The organism is Deltaproteobacteria bacterium (genome assembly GCA_016180845.1).
GTDB lineage: Bacteria > UBA10199 > UBA10199 > JACPAL01 > JACPAL01 > JACPAK01.
In genome coordinates, this window is the sequence record JACPAK010000001.1 from 1 (window position 1) to 21,217 (window position 21,217).

At 51.2% G+C, this 21,217-nt stretch carries 19 protein-coding genes; 2 read left to right on the forward strand and 17 right to left on the reverse strand.

Translation table 11 applies throughout. The features are described from left to right. The 6 genes from HYT76_00005 to HYT76_00030 all read right to left on the reverse strand — a co-directional run. The coding region (locus HYT76_00005; protein MBI2081928.1) for a LamG domain-containing protein at positions 1-2,980 on the reverse strand (2,980 nt) is incomplete at its 3' end. Next, on the reverse strand, positions 2,977-4,269 hold the full coding sequence (locus HYT76_00010; protein ID MBI2081929.1) for a PEGA domain-containing protein: 1,293 nt from the start codon (positions 4,267-4,269) through the stop codon (positions 2,977-2,979). The genes HYT76_00010 and HYT76_00005, both read right to left, overlap by 4 nt. Before the next feature lie 201 nt (positions 4,270-4,470). Beyond that, on the reverse strand, positions 4,471-5,349 hold the full coding sequence (locus HYT76_00015; GenBank protein MBI2081930.1) for a hypothetical protein: 879 nt from the start codon (positions 5,347-5,349) through the stop codon (positions 4,471-4,473). A gap of 117 nt (positions 5,350-5,466) precedes the next feature. Next, a complete protein-coding gene (locus HYT76_00020) occupies positions 5,467-5,856 on the reverse strand; it encodes a hypothetical protein (protein ID MBI2081931.1) in 390 nt (129 codons plus the stop codon). A gap of 88 nt (positions 5,857-5,944) precedes the next feature. Next, positions 5,945-7,201 (reverse strand): NADH-quinone oxidoreductase subunit H, encoded by a 1,257-nt coding sequence (locus tag HYT76_00025; protein ID MBI2081932.1) that lies wholly within the window; start codon positions 7,199-7,201, stop codon positions 5,945-5,947. Then, entirely contained in the window at positions 7,180-8,607 is a 1,428-nt protein-coding gene (locus tag HYT76_00030) for a (2Fe-2S)-binding protein (GenBank protein MBI2081933.1), read from the reverse strand. Before HYT76_00030 ends, HYT76_00025 begins: the two co-directional genes overlap by 22 nt. 108 nt (positions 8,608-8,715) lie before the next feature. Here HYT76_00030 and HYT76_00035 point away from each other — a divergent pair, with 108 nt between their 5' ends. Continuing rightward, entirely contained in the window at positions 8,716-10,146 is a 1,431-nt protein-coding gene (locus HYT76_00035) for a DUF1565 domain-containing protein (GenBank protein MBI2081934.1), read from the forward strand. Here HYT76_00035 and HYT76_00040 read toward each other — a convergent pair. Both HYT76_00040 and HYT76_00045 read right to left on the reverse strand, forming a co-directional pair. Next, entirely contained in the window at positions 10,143-10,421 is a 279-nt protein-coding gene (locus HYT76_00040) for a hypothetical protein (GenBank protein MBI2081935.1), read from the reverse strand. The two genes, HYT76_00035 and HYT76_00040, sit on opposite strands and share 4 nt — an antisense overlap. 6 nt (positions 10,422-10,427) lie before the next feature. Next, positions 10,428-10,691 carry a hypothetical protein gene (locus HYT76_00045; protein MBI2081936.1) on the reverse strand — a complete coding sequence of 88 codons (264 nt, stop codon included), beginning with the start codon at positions 10,689-10,691 and terminating at the stop codon, positions 10,428-10,430. A gap of 213 nt (positions 10,692-10,904) precedes the next feature. Here HYT76_00045 and HYT76_00050 point away from each other — a divergent pair, with 213 nt between their 5' ends. After that, positions 10,905-11,813: a hypothetical protein gene (locus HYT76_00050; GenBank protein ID MBI2081937.1), complete on the forward strand. Its 909-nt coding sequence runs from the start codon at positions 10,905-10,907 to the stop codon at positions 11,811-11,813. On the opposite strand, the gene nuoF is transcribed toward HYT76_00050, so the two are convergent. The 9 genes from nuoF to nuoL are packed head-to-tail and all read right to left on the reverse strand — an operon-like array spanning position 11,803 to position 21,113. Continuing rightward, the gene (gene nuoF / locus HYT76_00055) at positions 11,803-13,065 is read right to left on the reverse strand and encodes an NADH-quinone oxidoreductase subunit NuoF (protein ID MBI2081938.1); all 1,263 of its coding nucleotides are present in this window, start codon (positions 13,063-13,065) and stop codon (positions 11,803-11,805) included. The two genes, HYT76_00050 and nuoF, sit on opposite strands and share 11 nt — an antisense overlap. Next, the gene (gene nuoE / locus HYT76_00060) at positions 13,065-13,538 is read right to left on the reverse strand and encodes an NADH-quinone oxidoreductase subunit NuoE (GenBank protein MBI2081939.1); all 474 of its coding nucleotides are present in this window, start codon (positions 13,536-13,538) and stop codon (positions 13,065-13,067) included. The genes nuoF and nuoE overlap by 1 nt, the downstream gene beginning before the upstream one ends. Next, the gene (locus HYT76_00065; GenBank protein MBI2081940.1) at positions 13,535-14,698 is read right to left on the reverse strand and encodes an NADH-quinone oxidoreductase subunit D; all 1,164 of its coding nucleotides are present in this window, start codon (positions 14,696-14,698) and stop codon (positions 13,535-13,537) included. The genes nuoE and HYT76_00065 overlap by 4 nt, the downstream gene beginning before the upstream one ends. After that, positions 14,698-15,180 (reverse strand): NADH-quinone oxidoreductase subunit C, encoded by a 483-nt coding sequence (locus HYT76_00070; protein MBI2081941.1) that lies wholly within the window; start codon positions 15,178-15,180, stop codon positions 14,698-14,700. The genes HYT76_00065 and HYT76_00070 overlap by 1 nt, the downstream gene beginning before the upstream one ends. Positions 15,181-15,183: 3 nt before the next feature. Then, positions 15,184-15,669 carry an NADH-quinone oxidoreductase subunit B gene (locus HYT76_00075; GenBank protein ID MBI2081942.1) on the reverse strand — a complete coding sequence of 162 codons (486 nt, stop codon included), beginning with the start codon at positions 15,667-15,669 and terminating at the stop codon, positions 15,184-15,186. A gap of 55 nt (positions 15,670-15,724) precedes the next feature. Next, positions 15,725-16,093, reverse strand: a complete 369-nt coding sequence (locus tag HYT76_00080) for an NADH-quinone oxidoreductase subunit A (GenBank protein MBI2081943.1) — start codon at positions 16,091-16,093, stop codon at positions 15,725-15,727. Then, positions 16,090-17,562 carry an NADH-quinone oxidoreductase subunit N gene (locus HYT76_00085; GenBank protein MBI2081944.1) on the reverse strand — a complete coding sequence of 491 codons (1,473 nt, stop codon included), beginning with the start codon at positions 17,560-17,562 and terminating at the stop codon, positions 16,090-16,092. Before HYT76_00085 ends, HYT76_00080 begins: the two co-directional genes overlap by 4 nt. Then, complete coding sequence (locus HYT76_00090) at positions 17,559-19,058, reverse strand: NADH-quinone oxidoreductase subunit M (protein ID MBI2081945.1); 1,500 nt, start codon at positions 19,056-19,058, stop codon at positions 17,559-17,561. Before HYT76_00090 ends, HYT76_00085 begins: the two co-directional genes overlap by 4 nt. A 12-nt stretch (positions 19,059-19,070) precedes the next feature. Further along, on the reverse strand, positions 19,071-21,113 hold the full coding sequence (gene nuoL / locus HYT76_00095) for an NADH-quinone oxidoreductase subunit L (GenBank protein MBI2081946.1): 2,043 nt from the start codon (positions 21,111-21,113) through the stop codon (positions 19,071-19,073). Positions 21,114-21,217 lie beyond the last annotated feature (104 nt).

Below are 21,217 nucleotides of genomic sequence, written 5' to 3' on the forward strand. Positions count from 1 at the left end.
TATAATTCTCTTGTCCATTGAACCGGAGGGCGGTCTCAAGAATCCCGTCATTCCGCCATCTGGAGGAAGAGAGAGGACCGTAGAGACTCCCCTGATTCAGCGGTGAGTTCCCGCTGAGGTCGCCAACTCCTGTGCCAGAAACCTCATCAAACGACCACCACCCGACCACTGAGTTGTCGGTCGAAAAGAGGCGGGTGAAGTCGAACGTTTGACTACCCTGAGTCGCGGTTACCTTTAACTCAAAATCGGTATCAAACTGCGTTGCAGGATTAAATGGTTCAATAAGATAACCAGTGGTGGTTTTGCCTCTGTCAATTGGACCGATCCACGGGAAAATACCCTGTCTCAATTCTTTGAAAGTCACCGAATACTCCAAATCATCATAAAGCAACTCCCCCTCCCTCCCCCTCTCCCCCCTCCAGCTCCAGTAGGCGCGAGTGGGCGGAAGGACCTGATTTGGGAGTGGGGTGAGAATAATTGGTTCGCGGGGATCGGGGCATCCTCCTTCGCCGGAGGCTACGGAGGACGAGGTACGTCGACACGACTGCCGGATCTCATCGACCGTCAGTGCCCGGTTGTAGATCGCGATCTCATCGAGGGATCCCTGAAAATATCGCCACAACTCCCCATCCACCCCTATCTTCAGCGTCGATGTCGAATTCGGTACCGAACCGGTGAAAAACTCCGAGGAGATCTTCTCCCCGTCCAGATAAAACTCCCACCGATCCCGATCCCTCACCAGCACGATCTGATGCCACTCACCCGTTGACAGGGAGGCGGTGGCCCCAAGATCTTCTGCAATACTCCCCTGCATGTGAAAGCCGATCCCTCCGGTCAGGGGATAGTTATAGCCGATCCCCCACTTGTCCTGGGATCCCCCTCCATTGGATTGACCGATCAGGTTATGAATAGCGGCGAGATCACTGAAATTTGCCCAAAGCTCGATCGCGAAATCGCCTGAACCAAAATTCCAGAGGGGATTATCGGGAATCTCAACGTAATCATTCACCCCGTCAAATTGAAGGGAACCGTCAGCCCAGTCCGGTGATCCGATGAGTGTCCCGTTATTCCCGTTCCCGCTCGAATCCTCAGTTGTCGTTCCGCTCCCTTCATCGAGTCTCCACCAGCCGATCAGGTTGTCGTCCGTAACAATACCGGAAGTAGAAGCGGAGACGGGAGAGATGTTATCGGAGGTTGTCACGGTAACGGTATAACGAGTCCTCGCCGCAAGGGTTAGTGGGCTTGCCAATTCTCCATAAGTCTTTCGATCCACTAAGGAGAGGGAACAGTTTGTCGTAGAGCCTCCTTCAAGGAATGATCCTGAAATATTGGAACAGGTGATCGTAGGGCTACTATTCCCTTCCGGTGTCAAGGCAACCGTGGAGGTTAATCTGTCGCCATCAGGGTCAGAAATAGTCCAGCCGATAGTAAAATTTTGGGGTTGGATTGCCGATCCATTGGTCGGGCTGAAGGTCACGCCTGAAATGCTGGGTGGGTTGTTGACAACTGTCACATCAAAATCGACCTGGGCCTGATCCCGAAAGTTCCCATTGGTAAAGGTCAAGACACAACTGACCCGACGCGAGCGCTGGGCAGCGGTGACATTCGGGGGAGTCAGGGAAACAATGGAACCTAATCCGGAGAAATTAAACCCTGAAGAATCGCTGCACAACCAGCTGTAGATCTTCGACTGGGAATCAAACGGCCCATCGCAGAGGGAAGCATCGAGTTGCAAAGCGGCAGTTTCAGCAACCGGACCGGAGGTCGGACTGCTATCCAACAACAATCTCGCGACCGCTCCGAAAACGGTCACAGGAGCGCTGTTTTGGAGTCTTACGGGAACAGTCTTGCGATCGGTATTCCCCAAAGAATCTGCTACAACCAATTCCACCTGATACGCCCCATCGGGAAGATCGGTCACCAGGTAATCGACCGACGCCGAAAAGCGCGTGGTGGAACTATCCTGATCGGTCAACGGAACCGTTACGGTGAACGGGTTGTCCTGATTCCGCAGGAGGACCGAAACAGAACTGATCCCGGAGGGGTCGTTTGCCTCCAGGCCAAAGCTCAACTTATCCCGAATGATCTGGTCGGCTGTGAGACCTGACTCGAGGATAGCAGGCCCAAGGTTGTCGATCGGGTTATAGGCAGCGAAAGTCAGGATCGTATCACGGACAATGTCGAACTCATCGGTCACCCGGACGGTCAAGGAGATCTGCCCAACATTCGGCCCTGCCACAAACCGGAGGGTGTTGAGCTTGATCTTCAGTTGTTTGTCATCGAAGTTGGTGGAAAGCAGCTCAAATCCGTAGTGAGGAGAGACCACCTCCATTGATTTCAGATCAAAAGGGGTCTCAGCCTCGAGGATCAGTTCTACCTCACCCCGAAGGGCAGCAATCGGATCGGAACCCGAAGGCGGGAGACCGACGGAGGGATTTACGCCCAACGGATCGTCCCGAGAACCGCTGACCCTTGCTCCTCGTGGGAGACTTTCCGTAGAACGGGGATCGCTCCCATAACCAACCTCAATCAAGTTGTTGTAAGCATCCCCATCCAGATTGAGGTCATTCGGGACCCCAGGAGTCAGGTCAAACAGTGTCTGCCAGTTCTGTTCATCTCCCTGATACTTGACATCCATTGAGCTGCCAGAAGCAACAAGTCCTCTACGGATGTAATGAGCGATCTGTACCAACTCTCCGTCCGGCTCTTCAGCCTCATAGACGACAGTCAGGTCAAACGTTTCACCTGTCGGGACCTCAACCGAACCGGTGAACCGGTTCGTCGCCCTATCCAAGGTCAGGCTGAACTTCCGACCGGGATCAATGGAGGTAACAACATAGGCGGAGAGTGGAACACCGAGGGCTGTAAGTTTTGCCGGCGGGACAGACTGAAACGCCCCTTCCCGATCTGAAGAGCCGCCGCAGGAGGCAAGCAATCCTTCCGCAAGGACTAAGGCAAAGAGAAGTAACCGTTTATTCATTTCGCCTCCAACACAGGTGCCGGCAGTTCGACTGAGATTGAGGTACCGTCACCACCACCCCCTACTCCGCCACCCAAGGCGAGCCCGAGACCGGTCCCTGTCCCGGCAAGGAGAAGTCCCCCCACAATCCAGAAGACCGGTTTCTTCCAGAAAGGTTTTCCTCCCTTCACTGTTTTTTCGGGGGTCACAACCGGTTGAAAGCTGTTCTTATTCTGTACGACGTAGGTCGAATCTGAAAAATGCGCGAGGACGAGTCGACTCCCCTCTTCCACCGCTTCATCATGATTTGAGAATGTCCCCCTCTTCTGGACAAAGCTTCCTGGCTTGGAGAGATTGACCAACGTGATAGACAAAGAACCGCTCTCCTCGGAAACCTGCAAAAGGGCAACCTGCTGAACCATCAGCCACTGACCGGCGATCACCCCCTTGCGAACGATCTCTTCTTGAGACTCTGAACCGGAAACAAGGATCCCAGCATCCGTCGGCTGCTGGTCGAGCTTTTCCTCTTGAAGCGAAAATGAATGCTCGAGGATTCCGCCGGAAGGGATCTCAACCGGTGTGACCGTCGGCTCGTACCCCTCCCTCTTCAACATCAGATAATGTCGGCCGGAAACAAGTTGTTCCAGTCGCAGAGGGGCGACCCCTCTGAAATTCCCATCGAGAAAAACCTCTGTCTTCTTTTGATCGGCATTCACCTTCAACCCCCCAACTGAAAATTTTCCATCCGAGACCTCCTGCCTTGCCCGTTCGAAGGTCGCCCGGACACGAGGTGAATGATCCCGTTCGTTTAAGACAGTCTCCGGAGAGAGACGAACCACCTCTCGAAAGGCACGAATCGCCTCCGTCGTCTCCTGAAAGGCGAGATGGATCGTCCCCATAAGAATATAAGCCGGCACGAGGTCATGAATCTCGATCGCCTTCAGCTCGCCGGATTCAATCTCTCGGATTTTTTTCTTCAGAAGACTCTTCGCGAGATCGAGCTCCATCCGGTAGTAGGCATCGGTCGACTTTCGGATGATCTGGGAAAGTTCCTGATCGGAATCCCCCTGCTCCTTGACCAGTTGACCCAAACCCCGAGCGGTCTCCTCACGACTCAGCACAACGAGAGAGGTCTCACGTGCGAGGTCATGCCGAACCCGATCGGCCATCTTCCTGACCAACGACCCCTCGCTCCCTGATGAATAGACCTCCAGAACGGCAATTTTTTTGGTGCCCTCTGCAGAGGCGAAAGACGGATAAATGGAGTAAAATAAGATCAGTAAAGAACCAACCCAGCTAACGAATCGCATGAATCCCTCAATTCTTAAAACGCGTGATTGAATTATCGGTTGTACCCGCTTCATGTTGCTTGCTTTCATTGCCTTCTTTGCTTTCTTTCTTGAGAAGGGAATACAAACGGCGTGCCAAACTTAACTATTTGAAAAATAATGATTATTAAAAATGGTGAGCGTCCGAAAATCGGACGGAGCGTTTGATTTTCGGACGGAAAGCTAACCCAAAACCCCACGGGCAAAGAGGGCCAGGTATCCCATAAGCTCCTTCGAGCTACCAATTACCCAACAGGTCTCTCCTATCGGGAGTAATCGAACCGGCTCATCCCAAGTAAGAGGTTTTGAGTCGGGACGACCATGCCATGGTGGAAGGGAGGGTCGACCTTGAAAGGCTGCTGCTGGAGGTGTCTTGCCGGCGATCCTTGCTGCACGCTCAATCCTGCTTGAGAGTGTCGAATCGCCGAGACGTTCCAGGACATGTCGTAAATTCGCCGCATGAATTAAAGGATTACTTCCGACCGCCCCCATTTCAAGAAGCTCTAAGGTCGCATCAACAGATCTCTCGACATCCCATACCCGTCTCGCCGCAGGGATTTCTGCCAGTGATCGTATCGCGGTCCCGACTCCGCCGGCGACAACATTCCTCCAATCAAATGTCTGGGGACCCTTGGCCCTAAGGGTACGATTCCTCTCCAACACCCGGACAATGGAGTTGCCATAAAGGGCTGTGCGTAAGGCCTCCAGATCGGTATCCTTCCGCATTGTGCGTGTATGCATCAGTGTCCTTAGTTCCTGCACGAGACGATCCGCCTCACGTCGAAGTTGGAAATCCAATTTGTCTGGCCTCACCCTTTCTGCTGAAAATCGAACCCAATAGGGAATTCTGAAGGGCCCAGGTTGGGCATGGGGCTCACCGGGAGCGGCATGGATCAGTGTGAGCCAAGGATTCGCCTTGGGGCCTTGAACCAGCTCAAATCCCCCCTCATCAACCATCCGAGCGAGGCGCCTGACAAAACGTTCAACCGGTTCTCCCGCCAGCCGCGTGGTAGCGGCAGAGGCAACGATACTAAATAGTGGTTTAGTAGAGATAGCTGGCATAAAAATTGGACAGTTGGTGTATCGACGAGAGAGAAAATTGGTTGCTAAGTGACTTAAAAAAATCGGGGCAGCTTATAGAAGCTACCCCGATTAAGAACAGCAAAACTTAGTGGTGGCTTATTCCTCTGACTGCTTGATTGTCCCGAATGGTGTCGCCGTCCCGCGCTCAACTGTCCCACCCCTGACCGCACGCTGCTGGCCTGGAGGGACACAACCGGCCTTTTTGATCTCCTTCGAGGCCCCTAGCTTAAAGAGCCTGATCCCACCCTTTTCCTCAGAGAGCTCTTTGGAAACAACCTTGTCGTCTTGCATCAAAATACAGCTGTGTTCACCGTAAAACCATGCCGAATACCCCTCGGCATAAGGATCGATCCGTGATGGACCCCCCTTCATCTCTGTCATGACCATCTGACCCGTCATGCCGGGGACAATCTTGTCCCACTTGGGGCCAGCGGCACATGCGGCTAATGCCATAATGGCAACGCCGAGAATGACGATTGATTTCATATGATTCCTCCTTGTTTTTCTATTTCTAGAGAGTGTCAAAATGCCACAATAGGAAAAAAAGTAAAGTTTTCTTTCAAACGGTCACCTCTTAAACTGTAAAAAGAAGATAAACGCCTGTTGCGATGATATTGAAAAGCGCAAGTGGCAACAGCCCCTTCCACCCAAAGGACATCACCTGATCATAACGAAATCGTGGCAGCGTCCAACGGACCCAGACAAAAAAGAAACAGAAAAGCGTCACCTTCGTGAGGAAGGACCCCATTTGACAGGCGGCAGCAAAAACCGATCGTGCCCAATCCGGCAGGATCGGGACCCCTACATAATAGAGATAAAATCCTAAACCGAATCCGACAAGGATCGCCGGAATCCCTAAAACAAACACTTCATAGTCACGAAGGTCTCGATATTTTCCACGTCGGAACTTCGACAGCAGAAGGAGACCGGCCAGGATCGAAATAACGCCTGCCGCGAGAAGGACCATTCTCAGATAAAAGGAGGCCCCTTCTTTTAACATCTCCGTCGAAAGAAATGGGACCTGCCAACCGCCGAAGAAAAGCGAGACAATCACGGCAGAAGCAACAACCATCGCCACATACTCGGCCATAAAAAAGAGGGCGAATTTCATGCTCGAATATTCGACATGAAAACCGGCGACCAACTCCGATTCCCCTTCAGGGAGGTCAAAAGGGATCCGATTCGTCTCGGCAAAGACTGCCATGACGAAGAGCACAAAGGCGAGCGGCTGTTTCAGAAAATACCAGTTCCAGGGCGCCGTCCCCTGAGAACGGACGATCTCGCCGAGACTCACAGACTCCGAAAGCATGAAGATGGAAACGATCGAAAGTCCGAGCGCCACCTCATAGCTGATCATCTGAGACGAGGCACGCAGTCCTCCAAGAAAGGAATACTTGTTGTTCGAGGACCACCCCGCCAACAGGATCCCATAAATAGCGAGCGAGCTCATCGAGAAGAGGTAAAGAACACCGACGTTCAGATCAGCGACCTGGAGCGGAATCTTCCACTTCCCAAGCTGCAGCTCATCTCCAAAAGGGATCACGGCGACTGTCACGAAATAGATAAACATCGTGAGGAACGGGGCCAAGACAAAATAAAACTTGTTCGCCCCTGCCGGGATAAATTCCTCCTTCGTCAGGAGCTTGATGACATCGGCCAGATTATGAAGCATCCCACCAAGACGAATCCCGAAAATACTGGCGCGATTCGGACCACGCCGATCCTGCATATACGCTGCCCCTTTTCGCTCAAACCAGATCAGCAGCGGGATAAAATTCAGAACAATGACGGGAATTAAAATGACCTTGATTAATGTGGTGGTGATTTCCATTCTCTCTGGATCTCCTTAAAAATTTCGGAGGCCTGCCTCGCCTCGCCGGGTGGGGAGAAGGCAGGCAGGATTTCTTGTCTCATCCCCTTCTTGTTGGTGAAGGTTCCCTCGGACTCGGCCCAGCTCGCGATCGGGAAAATGAGATCGGCATATTCGTATTCGGAACTCTGGTGCGACACAAAAAGGGCGACCTTTCGACCCTTTTCAAATGAAAGCGGTTGGATCACCGACTCAGCCACCCCTCCCAGGATCACAAACCCCTGATACCTCCGAAAATCGGAAGCCGGAATCGGATTCATCCCTAATGCGGTAACGCCGGCACGATTTGGATTTTTATCTGGTGAAATCAGGAATTGATCTTGTGAAGGATGATCGACCTCTTTTGCATGGAAATAAAAATCCTGGACACCGATCTCACGTAGACATTCCATCATTGCAAGATTGTCTTCATTGGTTCCCCAGGCAGAACCGATCCCGACAATGGCGCTCGAATCGATCCCGCGAAAAATTTGAACAAGCATCTCGATCGCCTTTTTCATCCGAACCCCCTCTAATCCTTTTTCCGTACGAACGAATGGCGTCCGGAGGCGATTCGGTTCATTGACCTCTTTGTAGGTCATCCGCCCCTCGTCACACATCCAGCCTTGGTTCACCTCCGGATTCTCGCGGGGGAGGAGGCGATAAATGATACCTTTGTTGTGCTGGATCTTAATGTTGCAACCGGTCGAGCAACCGGGACAAATCGAATCGGTCGACTTCAGAAACCAGACACGCTGCTTGAATCGGAAATCGGAACTCGTGAGGGCACCGACTGGGCAAACATCCACCGTATTCAATGAATATGGATTGCCGAGTGCCTTGCCGGGATAACAGGTCAGTTCCGTATGATCTCCCCTCTCGATAAAACAGAGTTGGTCCTCGTGCGCGATCTCCTGACAAAAACGGATACAGCGCGAACAAAGGATACAACGCTCCATATCGAGCATCACATGAGGACCGAGCGGGATCGCCTTATCCTTATGAACCTTCTCCTCCTCCATCCTTGAGACCTTCAGGTCATGTTGCATGTAATACTCTTGGAGCTTACACTCACCCGCCTGATCACAGACAGGGCAGTCAATCGGATGATTGACTAAAATAAATTCGAGCACCCCCTGCCGCGCCTCAAGAACTCGGGGGTTCTTCGTGTGTACGACCATCCCCTCGGTCGCCTTTGTATTACAGGCGATCTGAAGCTTCGGCATCTTTTCGATCTCGACCTGGCAGATCCGGCAGTTCCCGGCAATCGAGAGCTTCGGGTGGTAACAATAATGAGGGACCTCGGCCCCAACCTTGCGCGCTGCCTCGATCAGATTCGTCCCCTCAGGGACTTCAATTTGTTTACCGTCAATCGTTAGCTTGGGCATGGGCAACCTTTTCTACATGTTTTCCCTAGAAAACAAATAAATAGATCGAGCTGTATTTGCCAGCAACTGCTTTCTGAAGAAGAGCGATATAATTAATATAACGGTTTTATGCAGAGATCTATTTTATTTTTCTTAGCAATCCCGCTTCTCCTGCTCGGTTGTTTGGAGAACTTGCCGGGAGATGATCAAGATCAGGAGCCTGGAATTACCGCCTCAGAAGGGGTAACAGAAGATACTTCAATAGAAGACGAAGAGTCTCAGGAACTCCCATTAATCACGACGGGAGGGATGCCTCTGCTACCGGCCTCCTCTCCACAGCCGGCCACGAAAAAATGGCAGCCGAATCCGGAGAAGAGCGCCCCTGTTTCAACCTGTTTCCCTGAAAAGATCGAGTTGGATGAAGGGCCCGGGCCACATTCAAATTCAATCGATACGAATAGCTGGAAGGGAGAGATTGTTTACGTCGGTGGTCAAACCGATGGTGATGGTCAAAAAGAGACGCCGTTTCGAGCCCTCAGTGAGGCATTGGATAAAACCAGAGATACGAAGACTCCAACACTAATCCTTGTCGCGGGGGGCACATACGAGGAGCCGAGTCTCTCTGTCGGAGGGGGACAGTATCTGATCGGCGGCTTCGATCCGAAAAACTGGGAACGAGACCTTTCCAGCCATCCTTCCGTCATTCAACTCACAAAAGGTTCCCTTTCCATTTCAAACAATTTTTCAATCGATTCGAAATCAAAACCGATACTGATCGATGGATTTGAGATCACTGGGGCAAAGACCAGGGAGCCGACGATCAAGATCGTCAATAACACCCGTGTCATCCTGCGCCACAACGTCATTTCGACAAACCTCGATGTCGTCACATGGGAGACGTATGGAGACACGCATTATGGTTCGGCGATTGAAGGGATCGGCACCTCGCTACATGCCTACCATAACCGTTTTCTGGTCCCATCAGACTCACCCCAGCAGGTGATCTCGCGTGGCATTGTTATGACGAGTAGCTGCCTCCTCCTTGAGAAAAATCACCTGATCAGTTTCAGGATCCCGATCAGCAGTTCGAATTCGACCGGCGTCATCTCCAGCAATGTTATTGAAGATGGATACAACGGGATCTTCACGCGAGAAGAAGAGATCGCGATCGAGAATAATACGATCGGGCTCAAGGCGTACGAGAGCGGTTGCGGCTATGCGATTTATATAGAGACCCGAAACACTCAGAAAAAAACACGCCCCCGTATCGTCGACAACCAGATCTTATTAGAAGGAGGATCCGCTAAGGGGATCAATGAAGCGGACGTCTACTCCGACCCGCTGGTCTTGACTGGAAATCGTTTTGTCCTTTTGGATCTCGTTCCGCCAACCATGGGGACGCAAATGCTCTACGGAGACGCCGATGGACCGCATGGTCCGAATCGGGTCAATCAAATCCTCTCAAAGATTGAAGAGGTCGATCTTCTCTCCGACATTCCGGAGATCGGGGATAACGTGATAGAAACCTCGGTTTCGGAGATCCTCCAGACGCAGTATTAGAGGGATTTCAGGTAACGCTGGATATCATCATGGTTCCCGACACGATGGAAGCTGATTGCGTTTGGTTCGAATCCAAAGAGCACCCTCAATCCAAGACCAATGCGTGCTTCAAAAACTCCAGAACGATGAATCTTGCGCAAGCCGAGTCCGCTGTGGAGATGAGGGTTCTTGAGGACCGCTGGCACCTTGAGCATGACGGAGAAGAGTTGTGCTTGCTCTTCATCTGACAAAGAGCCGACATCCCGTTGAAAACTCTCCGTCAGTTTGATCTGCATGGATATTCAGGAATGTTGTTTTCTGAGAAAGGTTATCGCCTTGGCAGGGTTTGAAAAAGTTCGGGGACTCTCGTCTTCCAGTTCTGCCCAGAAGCGCTTTGCCTGCTCATCGGTCAACGGGGAGTTGATCTGCAAGTCCCTTGAGTGGAGGGGAACCAGAGTGGCCACCACTTCGGAGCCGCGCATCAGGACAACCTGCTCTCCCGATTCGGCCGCCTCGACCAGCTGATGCAACCTCGCCTTCGCCTTGTTGAGTGTCACCGTGATCATGCCTCACAATCGCAAAAAAGTAGGTCCCTTGTCAAGGACTTACTTTTTTATAGATTCCGAGCGCCTGTCCACCAAAGCTTTAGCGGTTGTGAAAGACCACCCCTCTGTGGAGAGAAACTGGTCTCTTCAGAGAACAGTCAAGGATCCATGGCCGCACGCGGCGGCTGAAAACAAACAACTCTCGAATGAGAGTCTACGATAGATCCCTTGTCCATGGCAGAAGCGACTTCACTATCGAAGAAGTACGAAGCGGTGCTCGGTCACCCATCGACCGATCCCTATGACCTTGGGGTCGCTCAATGCCTGAATGTCATTGACCAGGCAAGAGAGGGACAAACCAAGTGGGATCAGATCGATCGGGACTTCAAATTAGTTCAAGAAGGAAGACTCTTCCAAACACAACAACCAGAGTTCCTTTGGGGGTTTGCCAGGGCCTGCCGATGGACAGGTCCTTTTTTAGGTGATCCCAAAAAACCAATCCCCGATCGGGAGATTGAAGAAACCTTGCAACAAATTCAGAAAGGGTACGTTCCGCATCGACTTTTACTCAGAAAACAAAGAGTCGACCCCGCTGAGGCTGAAAAATCAACCTTGGCCGACCCAAAAACCTTCCTGAAATCGTCCCCAAAACCGGGGACCGATGGAAGAATTGTCCATCTTGTTGCGGTCATGCCGGCTTCTATTGACGAAGCGGCACGTATCTTGGGACTTGAGGCGACGAAGATGAAACAGAGGTCTCCTAAATGCCTCCAATCGGATATTGTCGGTGACGTCCAACCCAATCTTGAAGGCAAGCCATTTCAGATGAGGGTTGGCCTAAAAATGCCGCCGTTATTTTTTAATCGTTTCTTTGATATCAAGGTTAAGGTCAAAAAATGGGGGAACCATGGTGATCCCAATGAGGGGATGCGGATTGATATGCGATACGTGGCTGACTCCGGAAATATCAACGCCTTCGAAGGAACAGCGGAAGTCTGGAGAATTGATCCTGAGAGATTTGTTATCTCCTTCCGACTTTACGTCGATGTGAATCTGCTTTTATCCGCTGACTGGATCCAAGATATGCAAACAAAGCATCTCGGTGAATTTGTGAAAAAGCTTGTTGCTGAGGTTAAGAGGTAGCAGGGCAACTCTTTCCGATATGATTCTCAAACTCCTCGCGAAATTTCCCGATATGACTGGCGATCGGCATCGCAAGCGCATCGGCCAGGACGCATACCGTCATCCCGGTCATCTTTTTGCCGATATCCAGCAGGAGATCGATATCCTGCTCTGTCCCCTCCCCCTCTTCAAACCGTTTGAGAATCTTGTACGACCATCCGGTCCCTTCACGACAGGGGGAACATTGGCCACACGACTCATGCGCATAAAACCGCGCGAGGTTCATCAAGGCACGCACAATACAATACCCCTCATCAATAACGATCACCCCGCCCGATCCAAGCATTGAACCTTTTGACTGCAGCGATTCGTAGTCGAGATTCACCTCTTCGACCTCCTGTGCGGTCAGAATCGGGACGGAGGAACCGCCCGGAATCACCGCCTTCAGGACCTTTCCATCAGCCATCCCACCGGCATACTCCCGAATCAGTGTGCGTAGCGGGGTCCCAAGCGGAACTTCGTAAACCCCCGGCTTTTTCACAGGCCCGCAAATAGAAAAAAGTTTTGCCCCTGGGCTTTTTTCGGTCCCGATCGCCTTGTAAGCAGCCGCCCCTTTCTCGATAATAAAAGGGACCGACGACAGGGTCTCCACATTATTCACGACCGTCGGACATCCGAAAAGTCCCTGCACCGCCGGGAACGGAGGCTTGATTCGCGGATAACCGCGTTTCCCCTCGAGTGACTCGATCAAAGCGGTCTCTTCACCACAGATATAGGCCCCCGCCCCTCGATGGATGTAAATTTCCAGATCGTAGCCAGACCCAAAGATATTTTTGCCGAGATACCCTTTGCGATACGCTTCTTGAACAGCCGCTTCTATCCGCTTCAGTGAAAGATCAAATTCCCCACGGATATAAATATAAGCGGTGTGACACTGAATCGCGTAGGAGGCGATCATCGCCCCTTCGATCAAGCGATGCGGATCTTTTTCCAAGATCGGTCGATCCTTGAAGGTCCCCGGCTCGCTCTCATCCGCATTCACACAGAGATAGGTCGGCTTACCGGTATTTTGAGGGACAAACCCCCACTTCATGCCGGCCGGAAAACCGGCACCACCACGCCCACGAAGGCCGGAGGACTTGACCTCGTTGATAACATCTGCCGGCTTCATCTGGAGCGCCTTTCGGACCGCCTGATAACCACCGGTTTTCTCGTAAACCGCGAGGGTCCAGGATTCGGGAAGGGAGAAATTTTTTGTGAGAACGAGTTCCATTATTTCAATTTTTCCAAAATCTGATCGACCTTTTCCGCCGTCAGCCCCTCATAATACTTCTCATTCACCATCATTGCGGGCCCAGTCCCACACGAGGCGAGGCACTCGACGGTGGTTAATGTAAATTTCTTATCCTCGGTGGTTTCGCCATCCTCGATCCCGAGTCTCTTTTTGAGATGTCCAATGATCGAATCAGACCCCATCAAGGCACACGGGAGTGTGCGACAGACCTGAAGGTGATATTCCCCGACCGGTTTTTTGTAGAGCATCGTATAAAAGGTCGCGACGCCGTAGACGTGGGCCGGTGAGAGGTCGAGACGCGCCGCGATCAGTTCCATGACCTCCTGAGAAATCCAACCAAACTGCTCCTGCGCGATCCAGAAAACCGGAAGCAGCGCCGCCTGGCGGGTTGGATAGTGCGAGAGGGCTTCCTGAATCTTTTGTTCGGATTTTTCGGTGAAATTTGGTTTCATCGATCCAGCTCCCCGACAATAATATTCAGACTCCCCAACACCGCCACCGCATCCGCAATCATCCCCCCTTCTACCATCTTCGAGAATGCCGAGGTGAGAAGGAAACAAGGAGGACGAACACGGACCCGATACGGCCTCCCTCCCCCATCACTGATAATATAAAAACCGAGTTCGCCATTCGCCGCCTCTGTCGCGGAATAAACCTCTCCAGCAGGGACCTTGATCCCATCCATCAGGAGCATGAAATGGTTCATGAGACCCTCAATATTCCGGTACACCTCTTGTTTCGGTGGCAGTGCAATGCGGGGATCCTTCACCATAACCGGTCCTTCCGGTATCATCCGAAACGCCTGTTCGATAATCCTTGCCGATTGTCGCATCTCCTCAAATCGAACCATCAGTCGATCATAAACATCACCCACAGTTCCGACAGGAATCTCGAAATCAAAGGTATCGTAATGATAATAGGGCTCCGCCCGCCTCAAATCATGGGGAACACCGGTTGCCCGAAGACAGGGGCCTGTAAAACCCCAGCTGATCGCATCCTCCTTCGAAATAATCCCGACCTTTTGCGTCCGATCCATAAAGATCTTATTTCTCTCCAGAAGCCGGCTCACATCCCGAATCGCCGATCCAAGATCCTTCAGGACCTTCCGGATCCCATCCGCAAAATCAGGTGTCAGATCCCTCATCACCCCGCCAATTCTGGTGTAATTCGTGGTAAGTCTGGCCCCACAAAGTTTTTCGGTAAAATCGTAGATCGCCTCTCGCACATTGAAAAAGTACCAGAAATTCGAAAGCCCACCCAGATCGACCGCCGCGGCCCCCAAACAGATGAGATGATCCATGATACGTGACAGCTCACAGACAATCACACGGATAAACCGGGCCCTCTCCGGAATCTCGACACCGAGAAGTGTCTCGACCGCACGACAGTAACCGACATTGTTCATCATCGAGGAGCAGTAATTCAAACGATCGGTGTAGGGAATCACCTGTGTCCAGGTGCTCACCTCTGAGTGTTTCTCAAAGGCACGGTGCAGGTAGCCGATCTCGACATTTGATTTTTTGATCGTCTCTCCATCCAGCTCAACGAAAAACCGCAACGCCCCATGGGTCGCCGGATGCGAAGGACCGATGTTCAAGGCCATTTCCTTCATCAGACAATCTCCCCAGGAATCGGAATTTTTTGGCGTTTGTTAATCGGATAGTCTTTTCGCAACGGATGCCCCTCAAACCCCTCGAAGAGCAGCAGGTGTTTCAAGTTCGGATGCCCCTCAAAACGGATTCCAAACATTTCCCAACACTCTCTCTCTGACCAATCCGCCGCCTTCCAGAGATCGACGACAGACGAAATCACCAGCTCCTCTTCAGGCACTTTGATATGGACACGCAGACGATGGTTATGGGTCAGTGAATAGAGCTGATAGACAACCTCAAATCGGGGGGATTCGTTTAATTTCAGCCGATCAACGCCGAAGAGGTCGATCAGGAATTCAAATTTCAAGGCTGGTTCGTCCCGCAAATAGGTGAAAAATTCATGGGATCTCTCTTTTTTGACGAAGGCAAAGAGATTTCCATACCCCTCACCCGTCTTGATAATCTCCAAAGGAAATTTCTCCTGTAATTGCTGTAGGATCATACCTTAAGCGGCAACAACCTTGCCCCTTGCCTCTGCAACAATCTTCTCTTGAATCTTCATCACTCCGTTTAAAATCGCCTCGGGCCGTGGAGGACAACCGGGGACATAGACATCGACAGGAATCAATTCATCGATCCCCTGGATAACACTATAGTTGTCATAAAAACCACCGGAAGAGGCACAGGCACCGGCCGAGATCACCCACTTCGGTTCGCACATCTGTTCGTAGATTCTCTTTAAGATCGGCGCCTGTTTGTAGTTGATCGTCCCCAAGACAATCAGGAGGTCCGCTTGTCTGGGAGAGAACCGAACCAACTCGGCACCAAACCGCGAGATGTCAAAGTACGATGAAACAGTCCCCATGAATTCAATCCCGCAACAGGCGGTCGCATACGGCATCGGCCAGAGGGAGTTCTTCCGTCCCCAGGCAACCACTTCCTTCACGCGAGTCGTGATCACCGCACCGGCGAAGAGGTCTTTCATGGACATAATGAAATGAAGAGTAGAAGCGAGTGATTACCTTGTCAAGCGTGGGATCAACCCTTTACTCCCACTTCAGTGCCCGGCGACCGTAGACATAGAGAAGACCGACAACAAGGACACCGAGAAAAACCGCCATCTCGACGAAGAGGAAAAGTCCCATCCCCTCTCGAACAAATTCCTTGAAGAGGACCGCCCAGGGATAAAGAAAAACGACTTCGATATCGAAGACGATGAAGATCATCGCGACGAGATAAAATTTCACGGAGAAGCGGTGCCGTGGTTCATCGACCGGATTCACACCACATTCATACGGAAGCATCTTGGCCTCAGTCTTTTTGAGGGGACCCAAGAGATGGGAGACTAAAATAAAACCACCCGAGACAAGGGCGCCAAATAAAAAAAGAAGTAATAAAGAAATATAGGGGCTCATAGCAACAAGCCACTCGATTGGGTTATCCACCGCGCCAGTCCATTCCAAAAGATTCCTAAATAGAGGGTCAGAAATGCCAACCCAACGAGAATTGTCGAATGACGAGGTACCAGCGTTGGAAAGGGTCTCGAATCAGTCGGAGGGTCGAAATACATCACCTTGATAATCCGCACATAATAATAAAGAGAGACGACGCTATTCAGGACACCCGCAATCGCCAGACCGTAAAGCCCCGATCGAATCACCGCGCCAAAAAGATAAAACTTCCCGACAAACCCGGCAAAAGGAGGAATGCCGGTCAGTGAAAAGAGGAAGATCGACATCGCCAGCGCCAGAAGCGTTCCCAGTGTGCCCCGTCGTCCCAAGCCTTTATAACCATCCAACTCCTCCACATCCAAATGATGAGAAACCACAATCACAACCAAAAAGGCGCCGAGGTTCATGATGACGTAGACCACGAGATAGAAAAGGATCGCCTGTAACGCCTCGTCATTCAGGGCGGCGAAACCCATCAGCAGATACCCCGCATGGGCGATCGACGAATAGGCGAGCAACCTTTTCATATTCTTTTGACCAATAGCGGCGAGATTCCCCACAGTCATCGTCGCCACGGACAACATCATGATCATCTCAGGCCAGCCAGAAAATTTGATATCGACAAACCCGTGTTCTCCTCGCGAGGTCAAGGCGGTCAAAAAGAAACGGATCAGGATCGCAAAGCCGGCTGCCTTCGGACCGACAGAGAGAAATGCGGTAAAGGGGGTTGGGGCCCCCTCATAGACATCGGGACACCACATCTGAAATGGAAAAGAGGCGATCTTGTATCCAATCCCTGCCATGATCAGCAGGACCGAAAGAAAAAGGACCGATCGATTCACCGCATGGTTCTGGAGGTACTCGGCTATCGCAGGGAACTCCATCGCCCCTGTTAAGCCATACAAGAGAGAGAAGCCGTACGCCATCACCCCTGAGGCAACACCCCCGTAGATCACATATTTTAAAGCCGCCTCTGAGGAGCGTCGCGATCCACGGACATATCCGGTCAGGATGTACGAGAGGACACTCACAAATTCGAGTGAGAGATAGAGCATCAAGAAGTGATTAGAGGTGGCAAGCAGCATCATCCCCAACGTCGTCGCGATAAGCAGTGTGTAATAACTCGTCTCATCCGTCTGAACGACTTCCTTCTGCTTTAATGAAAAAAGGATCGCGAGAAGGGCCGCTCCACCAAAAAGGTAATTGAAAAAATAGGACATCCCGTCGAAGGTGACCATGCCGGAGAAGTAGCGGATCGGTGTGAGATTGTACTGGAAACCGTTTGCGATCATCATCAAGACAAGACCGATGATCCCTAGTACAGGAACAGCTTCCTTCCCTTTTTCTCCCCCAAAAAACTCAACTAGAAAGAGAAAAACAATTGTCCCGACAAGAACCAAACCTGGCAAAAATAGCAGGAGATCACTCTTCATAGTCCAGCAACTTTCCAGGCTTCTAAAGCGCTATTCAACGCCGTCAGAGAAATATTCTGTAGATCCAGGATAAATCGAGGATAGATCCCGACCGCAATCACAATAAGTCCCAAGGGGACCAGCGTAAACATCTCACGACGATTGATCTCAGGGAGAGTCGCATACTTCTCATTCAGCTTCCCTAAAAAGATTCTCTGGTAGGTCCAGAGCATATAACCGGCCGTCAACACAACACCGGTAGAAGAAATGATCGTGTAGAGTCGAAAACTCTTGAAACCACCGAGGAAGCAGAGAATTTCGCTCACAAAACCGGAAAGTCCGGGGAGACCAAGCGCAGCGAAAAAGGCGAGCGCCGTCACGGTCGCATACTGCGGCATCGACTTCGCCAATCCCCCAAACGCATCAAGGTCACGCGTATGGGCGCGGTCATAGACCACACCAACCAGCAAGAAGAGCATCGCGGTGATCGTGCCGTGATTGAACATCTGAAGGACCGCCCCATTGATCCCCTCTGGTGTAAAAGAGGCCATGCCGAGGAGACAGAATCCCATATGACTGACCGAAGAGTAGGCGATCAACTTTTTGAAATCCTTTTGAGCCATTGCACAGAGCGCACCGTAGACGATGTTGATCATCCCGATCACAACCATGAGTTCTGAAAAATAGATCGTGGCATCCGGGAGGAGTGGATATGAAATTCTCAGGATCCCATAGATCCCCATCTTCAGCAGGATTCCGGCCAGGATCACTGAAATAGCGGTCGGCGCCTCCACATGCGCATCCGGCAACCAGGTGTGAAACGGGACGGTCGGGACCTTGATCGCAAAACAGATAAAAAGCCCGAGCCAACAGAGGGTACGGAAGGTAGGTGATGTCAGCGGACCGAGATGCTTTTGCTGATCCGCAAGTTGAACAAGATTAAAGATGTTCCCATCACTGTAGAAATAGAAGGCCAACATGACAAGAAGCATCAGGACGGAGCCAAAAAGGGTGTAGAGAAAAAACTTGATCGCCGCATACTCGCGCCTCGGACCGCCCCAAATCCCGATCAAAAAATACATCGGCAGGAGCATCACTTCCCAAAAAACATAGAAGAGGAAAAAATCGAGGGCACAGAAGACCCCCATCATTCCAGCATCCAAAAGAAGAAAGAGGGAGAAATATCCCTTTACTTGTTTATCGATCCCCCACGAGGCGGGAATACAAATAAAACAGATCAGGGCGGTCAAAAGGACCATCGAGACAGAAACTCCGTCGATCCCCATATAGTATTGAATATGAAATGCCGGGATCCAATCGAATGGTCCTTCAACAAACTGCATTACCGACGTTGTTCGATCAAAAAGGAAAAAAAGATTTGCCGCTGCCAGGAGCGGAGGGATGGTCGCCACCAAGGCGACCCACTTCACCCAATGATCTTTTCCCTTCGGCAAGAAGGGGATAATGATCGCCCCCAAGAGTGGGAAAAAAGTCATGAAGGATAGGTATGGGAACATAATGACTCCTTATTAAAATAATCGATACAGTAATATCACCACCACCGCACCCAACGCATAATAAAGATAACTCTGAATCTGTCCTGTCTGGATCCTTCGACTCCCGGCGCTGCCAAGAAAGGTCCCGTCGGCAACACTATTGACAGCCCCGTCAACAAATGTTCGATCAAACCACCCCGAGGCAAATGAGGTCAATTTCGTGCCAAGGGCAGAGAGGTTTACGAGGCCGTCAATCACAACAAGATCGAAACGCCCCAGAAAATCCTTGAGCCACATCAGGCTCCGAACAACGACGGCAAAATACAATTCATCGACATAAAACTTATTGGAAACCAATTTGTAAAACCTTGGATAAGAAGCAACAATTCTTTGAGGGATATCGACACGACGGGTATAAAAATTAAATCCAAGATAACAGCCAAAAGCAGCAACAGCGAAGGAGAAGATCATGAGACCATATTCAACTGAATGCGGAAGAGACTCAGGAACCATCGTCGGTTCCGGCATCACCTCTGACAGCCAGTGATGGATCAGGTTGCTCTCGTGAAGGCCAAAGAGATGCCCCAAGGCGTCCGGAAAGCCGAGCAATCCACCAACAACCGAAAGGATCGCGAGCGTGACCAACACAAAGGTCATCGATAAGGGGGATTCATGGATATGATGACGCGCCTCTCCCTCAAGTCGTAATTTTCCATAAAAAGTCAGCGTCGCGAGCCGGAACATGTAGATCGCTGTCCCCAAGGCAGCAACAACACCGACCACCCAAAGTGCGGGGATTCGATTGAAGGTCTGCCACAAAATTTCGTCCTTCGAGAAAAAGCCGGCGAACGGAAAGATCCCCGCAATCGCGAGTGTCGCGACAAAGAAGGTCATAAATGTAATCGGGAGATGATGTTTGAGCCCTCCCATCCGTCTCATATCCTGTTCTCCACTTAAGGCATGGATCACGGAGCCCGATCCCAGAAAGAGACAGGCCTTGAAAAACGCGTGCGTGACGAGATGAAAAATACCGGCGGAATAAGCCCCAACCCCCATCGCCCCAAACATGAAACCGAGCTGGCTGATCGTCGAATAGGCGAGGACCTTTTTGATATCATTTTGGGCGAAGGCGATTGTCGCCGCAAAGGCAGCAGTCAAAAAACCAACAACGGCAACGACATTTAAGGTAAAAGCAGACATCGAATAAAGAAAATTGAGTCGCGCGATCATATAGACACCGGCGGTCACCATCGTCGCGGCATGGATCAAGGCAGAGACCGGTGTCGGACCGGCCATCGCGTCGGGAAGCCAGACATAAAGAGGAATCTGCGCCGATTTTCCTGTCGCCCCGACGAAGAAAAAGAGCGTGATCAGTGTGACAGCAGGGACTCCCAACCAGAATTTCCCGGCAAGGAGAGGGGCTGCCTCACGAAGCTCTGTAAAGTTCATTGTCGGGAACCCAACCTCGTAGAGACTCCAAAAGAGGAGGAGCACTCCAACGATGAATCCGAAGTCGCCGATCCGGTTCACGATAAACGCTTTCATACCGGCGACTGCCTTTTCCTTGTCAGCAAACCAGAATCCGATCAGCAGATAAGAGCAGAGCCCAACCCCCTCCCATCCAATGAAGAACATCAATAAATTTGATCCCATCACGAGGAGCAACATCGCGAAGCAGAAGAGATTCAGGTAAGAAAAGTAACGGGCATACCCGTCATCATGCGCCATGTAACCGATCGAATAGACATGGATCAGAAAACCGACACCGGTCACGACCAGCATCATCGTCAGTGAAAGTGGATCGACCAGAAAGGCAACATCAACCCAAAAGGTCGAGGTCGTAATCCAGTTGAAGAAGGTCACGGTCACCTCTCGAGATTCAGTCGGAAGCGAGAGAAAATGAAAGAAGGTCGCGGCGGTGATGACGAATGAGAGAAAAAGGGAACCACAGGCGATCCAATGCACGATCGGACGGACCAGTTTCGCCCCACTGAAACTGTAAAATCCGTTCAGAATCGCCCCGATCAATGGAAGAATCGGAACGAACCCGACTAAATGACTAACGTGTTCAAACATAAGGAGAAATTGAGTCGGGACGCTATGATAAGAGACGCATCAGGTCAAGGAGATTGAAGCCTTGGAAACTTCTTGTGAATCAATAACGATAGGAATTCGGTGTA

Bases quoted from the DNA above. Each gene is read 5' to 3' on its own strand.
- nuoE (MBI2081939.1), bottom strand. From the start codon at position 13,538: ATGAAACCAAATTTCACCGAAAAATCCGAACAAAAGATTCAGGAAGCC.
- HYT76_00085 (MBI2081944.1), bottom strand. From the start codon at position 17,562: ATGAAGAGTGATCTCCTGCTATTTTTGCCAGGTTTGGTTCTTGTCGGG.
- HYT76_00010 (MBI2081929.1), bottom strand. From the start codon at position 4,269: ATGCGATTCGTTAGCTGGGTTGGTTCTTTACTGATCTTATTTTACTCC.
- HYT76_00065 (MBI2081940.1), bottom strand. From the start codon at position 14,698: ATGAAGGAAATGGCCTTGAACATCGGTCCTTCGCATCCGGCGACCCAT.
- HYT76_00070 (MBI2081941.1), bottom strand. From the start codon at position 15,180: ATGATCCTACAGCAATTACAGGAGAAATTTCCTTTGGAGATTATCAAG.
- HYT76_00040 (MBI2081935.1), bottom strand. From the start codon at position 10,421: ATGCAGATCAAACTGACGGAGAGTTTTCAACGGGATGTCGGCTCTTTG.
- HYT76_00090 (MBI2081945.1), bottom strand. From the start codon at position 19,058: ATGTTCCCATACCTATCCTTCATGACTTTTTTCCCACTCTTGGGGGCG.
- HYT76_00045 (MBI2081936.1), bottom strand. From the start codon at position 10,691: ATGATCACGGTGACACTCAACAAGGCGAAGGCGAGGTTGCATCAGCTG.
- HYT76_00035 (MBI2081934.1), top strand. From the start codon at position 8,716: ATGCAGAGATCTATTTTATTTTTCTTAGCAATCCCGCTTCTCCTGCTC.
- HYT76_00020 (MBI2081931.1), bottom strand. From the start codon at position 5,856: ATGAAATCAATCGTCATTCTCGGCGTTGCCATTATGGCATTAGCCGCA.
- HYT76_00075 (MBI2081942.1), bottom strand. From the start codon at position 15,669: ATGTCCATGAAAGACCTCTTCGCCGGTGCGGTGATCACGACTCGCGTG.
- HYT76_00015 (MBI2081930.1), bottom strand. From the start codon at position 5,349: ATGCCAGCTATCTCTACTAAACCACTATTTAGTATCGTTGCCTCTGCC.
- nuoF (MBI2081938.1), bottom strand. From the start codon at position 13,065: ATGGAACTCGTTCTCACAAAAAATTTCTCCCTTCCCGAATCCTGGACC.
- HYT76_00030 (MBI2081933.1), bottom strand. From the start codon at position 8,607: ATGCCCAAGCTAACGATTGACGGTAAACAAATTGAAGTCCCTGAGGGG.
- nuoL (MBI2081946.1), bottom strand. From the start codon at position 21,113: ATGTTTGAACACGTTAGTCATTTAGTCGGGTTCGTTCCGATTCTTCCA.
- HYT76_00050 (MBI2081937.1), top strand. From the start codon at position 10,905: ATGGCAGAAGCGACTTCACTATCGAAGAAGTACGAAGCGGTGCTCGGT.
- HYT76_00080 (MBI2081943.1), bottom strand. From the start codon at position 16,093: ATGAGCCCCTATATTTCTTTATTACTTCTTTTTTTATTTGGCGCCCTT.
- HYT76_00025 (MBI2081932.1), bottom strand. From the start codon at position 7,201: ATGGAAATCACCACCACATTAATCAAGGTCATTTTAATTCCCGTCATT.